The organism is Bacteroidota bacterium (assembly GCA_030017895.1).
Lineage (GTDB): Bacteria > Bacteroidota > Ignavibacteria > UBA10030 > BY39 > JASEGV01.
Map to the genome: position 1 here is coordinate 1 of JASEGV010000126.1, position 4,816 is coordinate 4,816.

General features: G+C 39.9%; 4 protein-coding genes. 1 reads left to right on the plus strand and 3 read right to left on the minus strand.

Annotated elements, in window-relative coordinates:
• Positions 1-145: 145 nt before the first annotated feature.
• Genes hemC through ccsA form a run of 3 tightly spaced genes read right to left on the minus strand, consistent with a single transcriptional unit; the run spans position 146 to position 3,175 of the window.
• The gene (gene hemC / locus QME58_14040; GenBank protein MDI6804936.1) at positions 146-1,075 is read right to left on the minus strand and encodes a hydroxymethylbilane synthase; all 930 of its coding nucleotides are present in this window, start codon (positions 1,073-1,075) and stop codon (positions 146-148) included.
• Positions 1,076-1,077: 2 nt separating this feature from the next.
• The gene (gene hemA, locus QME58_14045; GenBank protein ID MDI6804937.1) at positions 1,078-2,349 is read right to left on the minus strand and encodes a glutamyl-tRNA reductase; all 1,272 of its coding nucleotides are present in this window, start codon (positions 2,347-2,349) and stop codon (positions 1,078-1,080) included.
• Between the two features lies 1 nt (position 2,350).
• Complete coding sequence (ccsA, locus tag QME58_14050; GenBank protein ID MDI6804938.1) at positions 2,351-3,175, minus strand: cytochrome c biogenesis protein CcsA; 825 nt, start codon at positions 3,173-3,175, stop codon at positions 2,351-2,353.
• A gap of 192 nt (positions 3,176-3,367) precedes the next feature.
• On the opposite strand from ccsA, the gene QME58_14055 reads away from it, so the two are divergent.
• On the plus strand, positions 3,368-4,747 hold the full coding sequence (locus QME58_14055) for a dipeptidase (protein ID MDI6804939.1): 1,380 nt from the start codon (positions 3,368-3,370) through the stop codon (positions 4,745-4,747).
• Positions 4,748-4,816: the final 69 nt, after the last annotated feature.

The following is a 4,816-nucleotide window of genomic DNA, read 5'->3' on the forward strand; positions in this document are numbered from 1 at the left end:
ATTGAATCAGTTCGATGAACTCATCGGATTGATCCTCGCTGCGTGTTATAAGTATGGTTTTGTTTAATAGCGACATTTCTAGTCTGGGTTGGTAACCTCTCTCCTTAATCCCCTCTCAAATGAGGAGAGGTGGCAGGGGGCGAGGTTATCTAATCTCTTTCAAAATTTCTTCGCCGCCGTTTTTCAATAATTTTTCGGCTAATTCAATTCCTAATTTCTCGGAATCTTCAGGGTTACCTTCAATCGAATCGCGGACAATCCGCTTTCCGTCCAAACTTCCTATCAATGCATCAAGTTTAAAGTTGCCATTTTCAATTCTTCCGAACGCGCCAATCGGAATTTGGCATCCACCTTCGAGGTGTCGCAAAAGCGAGCGTTCGCCTTTTGTGGAAATCTCAGTAGCCCGATGGGTCAGTTTTAAAACTATTTCATTTACAGATGCGTCATCGGTACGAGTTTCAATTCCGAGTGCACCCTGTCCGACAGCCGGCAGCATTTTTTCAAGAGGTAAAATTTGTGTAATACGTTTTTCCCAACCGAGCCGTACAACACCGGCGCGGGCAAGTATCATTCCCATCCAATCGGATTCATCCAATTTTGCAAAACGTGTGTTCAAGTTTCCGCGTATGTCGATAATTTGCAAATCACTTCGCCAGTTCAATAGCTGGCATTTACGGCGCAAACTTCCTGTCGCAACGGACGCCCCGATTGGTAAAGTATCCAAACTATTATAGTTGCTGCCTGAAGGTGCGACAAAAACATCGTGCACATCTTCGCGTTCTGTGATTGCAGAAATCCATAAACCATCAGGAACTTTTGTGGGAACATCTTTTAAACTGTGAACAGCAAGGTCGATTCGTTTATCAATTAAAGCTACCTCCAATTCTTTCGTGAATAATCCTTTGTCTCCGATTTTTGAAAGGGGCGAGTCCAATATTTTATCGCCTGTGGTTTTTATTAACTCAACTTCGATTTGAAGCAGCGGAAAATATTTTTGCATTTCAGCTTTTACCCAATTTGTTTGCCAGAGTGCAAGTGCACTTCCGCGCGATCCGATTGTAATTTTTTTTCTCATAATCAATACTTTTTCTTCTCAAGTCCGAATAAATGACGAAGCAAGCTTACCTTGTTGATTGTCTCTTCGTCGGCTTCGGTGTTTGTTCCGTTCTTTAAGTTCACGATAGGTGTATGTAAAATTTTATTAACGATCCGCTTTGTAAGTATCTCAACTAATTCTTTGTCGGTTTCGCTGAAGCGGTTGATATTTTTCCGAACTTCATCTTCTCTTATTAGTTCAAACTGTGTTCGTAATTCCTGTATTGTGGGATTGACTTGCAGCGACTTGAACCAATTATAAAATTGTTCTAATTCTTCAAAGACGATATTTTTTACTTTTGGGACTTCCGAACGTCGTTTTCCTAAGTTCTTATCTATCATATTGTTAAGAGCGTCGATGTCGTTAAGAAACACGTTATCAATTTTTGAGGCTTCCGGGTCGATGTTGCGCGGGACGCCGATATCAATAATGAACAACGGGTTATTATGCCGCAGCCGCATCGCTCCCTGAATTTGCCGTGCTGTTAATATGTAAGACGGTGTCGTTACCGAACTTATAATGATATCAACATTTTTCAATTCTGCGTGAAACGAATCGAAATCAATCACACTACCGTTTAACTCTGAGGCAATGGCTTCAGCTTTTTCGCGTGTGCGGTTTGTAAATATCAGCTTGCCGATGTTTTTACTTTGTAAGTGTTTGGCAGTCAGTTGTGCGGTTTCGCCGGCACCAATAACCAATGCAGTATGTTTGTTTAAGTCGGCGAAAATTTTATTCGAAAGTTCGACCGCTGCATAACTAACCGAAACTGCTCCTTCGCCGATTTCGGTTTCAGTTCGGGAGCGTTTACCGACGTGAAAAGCTGTATCGAATAAACGAGCAGTAAGCTTACCGACAGTTTTCATATTCGATGCAGTTAAGTATGCCTCTTTCATCTGGCTGATGATTTGAACATCTCCCAAAACCATCGAATCGATACCCGATACTACTTTAAAAAGATGACTTACCGCAAGCGATGAATGAAGTTCGTAGAAGTGATCATGCTTGACGATGTTGCCTGAGTCCTTAAACGAAATCAGTAAATCTACAACTCCTTTTCCTTCATCTACTTCATCAATCGGAATTCCGTACACTTCAGTCCGGTTACAGGTTGAGATTAACACACACTCTTTGAAAAATTTTTCTTTTAGTATAGGTAAAATGTTTTTGGTTTCTTCTGTAGAATACCAAATCTTTTCTCGTACATCAATCGGTGCAGTCCTATGATTTATGCCTATTGTAATTAAATTCATTTTAATAAAACTTATGGAAACCGCTAAAGAACATATTTACTATCGTCATCGAAAAGAATGAAACGATAAAACCTAAAATTGAAAGCCAAACAATTCGTTTACCTTGCCAGCGTGCAATTTTATTTGCCGCGAGACCTGTTGCATACAGAACCCAAATGAAAACAGTGCCGATCAATTTTGGGTCGGCATACGAGAAAGTTTCAAATGCTTTCGGTAGCCACACTAACCCAACAACAATCGCAACTGTGAGTAGAACAAAACCAAGCTTCGTTGCGGTTAAACTCATCTTTTCTAAAATTTCTAAGTTCGGCAGTCGTTGATAAACTATGCCGAAGCGATTCGATTTGATGTCGTGGTAGAGCATCAGATATAACATGCCGTAAATTGCAGAGATAGTAATCGCAGAAAATCCCAATAACGCACTCACTACGTGGAAGCCGAGTAAGTTACTGCGTAAGACATCGGGAACGTTCAATAAATCTTTTATGAACAGTGAAGAAAAAAGCTGGAAGAAGAATCCAACAATCAAAATAAAAAATCCGGTCGAACGGACTTTGGTTTTCACCTGAATATATGCGTAAGCCAGAGTAACACTAAAAGCAACTGTTGAGAATATCTCAAAAATTGTAGTGATGGGAGAATGTGCAAAAGCAACCGTTCTCAAAATTAGATAAATAAAATGGACGATTATTAATACAAAGAGAAGTGGTGTTTTTAATGTTTCTGCCGGTTTTGATAATTTAAAAAAAGATTTTCCATAAGCATAAACAACGCCTATGTATAAAATCGGCAGAAGAATATTTAACAGGTCAATTAAGAACTTCATTGGTTCAATTTAAAAATGTTAATTTGGATATAAAGATACTCAACTCGAGTGCCATAAGCAATTTTTAGTGAATTTAAGTGCTTTTAGCAGTGTTCTCACGTCCCTTACTAAATTTGATTGCATCTACCGAGTGGGTTTCTTATATTTGAGAGCAAAAATTTTATTCAAAAATTAATAAAAGGATTACTTATTATGGAACAGGTGTTGAAACATATAGAAGAAAACAAACAAAACTTTCTTAACGAATTAAAAGAGTTCATAGCAATTCCAAGCATCAGTACAGGAGAAGAAAATAAAAATGAAGTAGCCCGTTGTGCAAATTGGGTTGCCGACCATCTTAAAAAAATCGGAATGAATAATGTTCAAGTACTTCCGACGGAAGGACACCCAGTTGTTTATGGCGAATGGCTTGGTGCGCCTGGCAAGCCGACGGTTCTTATTTACGGACACTACGATGTTCAACCCGTTGACCCGATTGAGTTGTGGGAGTCGCCGCCGTTTGAAGCGACTGTGCGTGGAGAAAATCTTTATGCACGCGGCGCTGCCGACGACAAAGGTCAGGTGTTTATACATTTCAAAGCCATCGAAGCTTATATGAAAAATAACGGCACTCTTCCGATTAATATAAAATTGATGATAGAAGGTGAAGAAGAAGTGGGAAGTGCAAATCTTCCGAAGTTTTTAAAAGAACACAAAGATTTATTGAAAGCCGAACTGATTGTCGTATCCGACTCATCTATGTTTGCAAAGGGAGTTCCTTCGATATGTTACGGACTTCGCGGGTTAAGTTATATGCAGATTGATTTAGTCGGTCCGAAAGGTGATTTGCATTCGGGTTCGTTCGGCGGTTCGGTTCATAACCCGATTCAGGCGCTCACTGAAATTGTAGCATCGTTGCACGATAAAAATGGAAAGATTACAATTCCCGGATTTTATAAAGATGTTCTCGCGTTGACTAAAAAAGAACACGATGCGTTTAAAAAACTTCCTTGGAACGATAAAAAGTATGCAAAAGAATTAGGCGTGAAACAGCTTTATGGAGAAAAAGGATTTACAACACTTGAACGTTTGTGGGCGCGCCCGACACTCGAGTGCAACGGAATCTGGGGTGGGTTCACCGGTGAAGGGGCAAAGACTGTCCTTCCATCAAAAGCATCCGCAAAAATTTCTATGCGGTTAGTTCCGCATCAAAAGTCGGCAAAGATTGCCAAACTTTTTGAGAAACATATTCAGAAAATTGCACCAAAGTCAGTTCAAGTTACAGTTCGAAATTTACACGGCGGCGAAGCTGCAATAACTCCAATAGATAGTCCAGGTGTAAAAGCGGCAGTCGCAGCACTCGAAAAAGGTTTTAACAAAAAGCCGTTATACCAAAGAGAGGGCGGTTCGATTCCGATTGTTGTTGAGTTCAAACAAATCCTCGGCCTCGATACAGTTCTGCTTGGCTTCGGTTTGCCGGATGAGAATGCGCACGCGCCGAATGAGTTCATCAATCTTGATAATTTCTACGGCGGTATGAGAACGGTAGCACATCTGTTCAATGAACTGCCAAATTATTTGAAGAAGAAATAAAAGGGTAAAAAATGTTATTAAGGGCGGTTCCAAAAATTGACTTATTGAATACTTTTTTTGTATATTTAA

Excerpts from the sequence above, each read along its gene's own strand:
- hemC (MDI6804936.1), bottom strand. The coding sequence starts at position 1,075 with ATGAGAAAAAAAATTACAATCGGATCGCGCGGAAGTGCACTTGCACTC.
- hemA (MDI6804937.1), bottom strand. The coding sequence starts at position 2,349 with ATGAATTTAATTACAATAGGCATAAATCATAGGACTGCACCGATTGAT.
- ccsA (MDI6804938.1), bottom strand. The coding sequence starts at position 3,175 with ATGAAGTTCTTAATTGACCTGTTAAATATTCTTCTGCCGATTTTATAC.
- QME58_14055 (MDI6804939.1), top strand. The coding sequence starts at position 3,368 with ATGGAACAGGTGTTGAAACATATAGAAGAAAACAAACAAAACTTTCTT.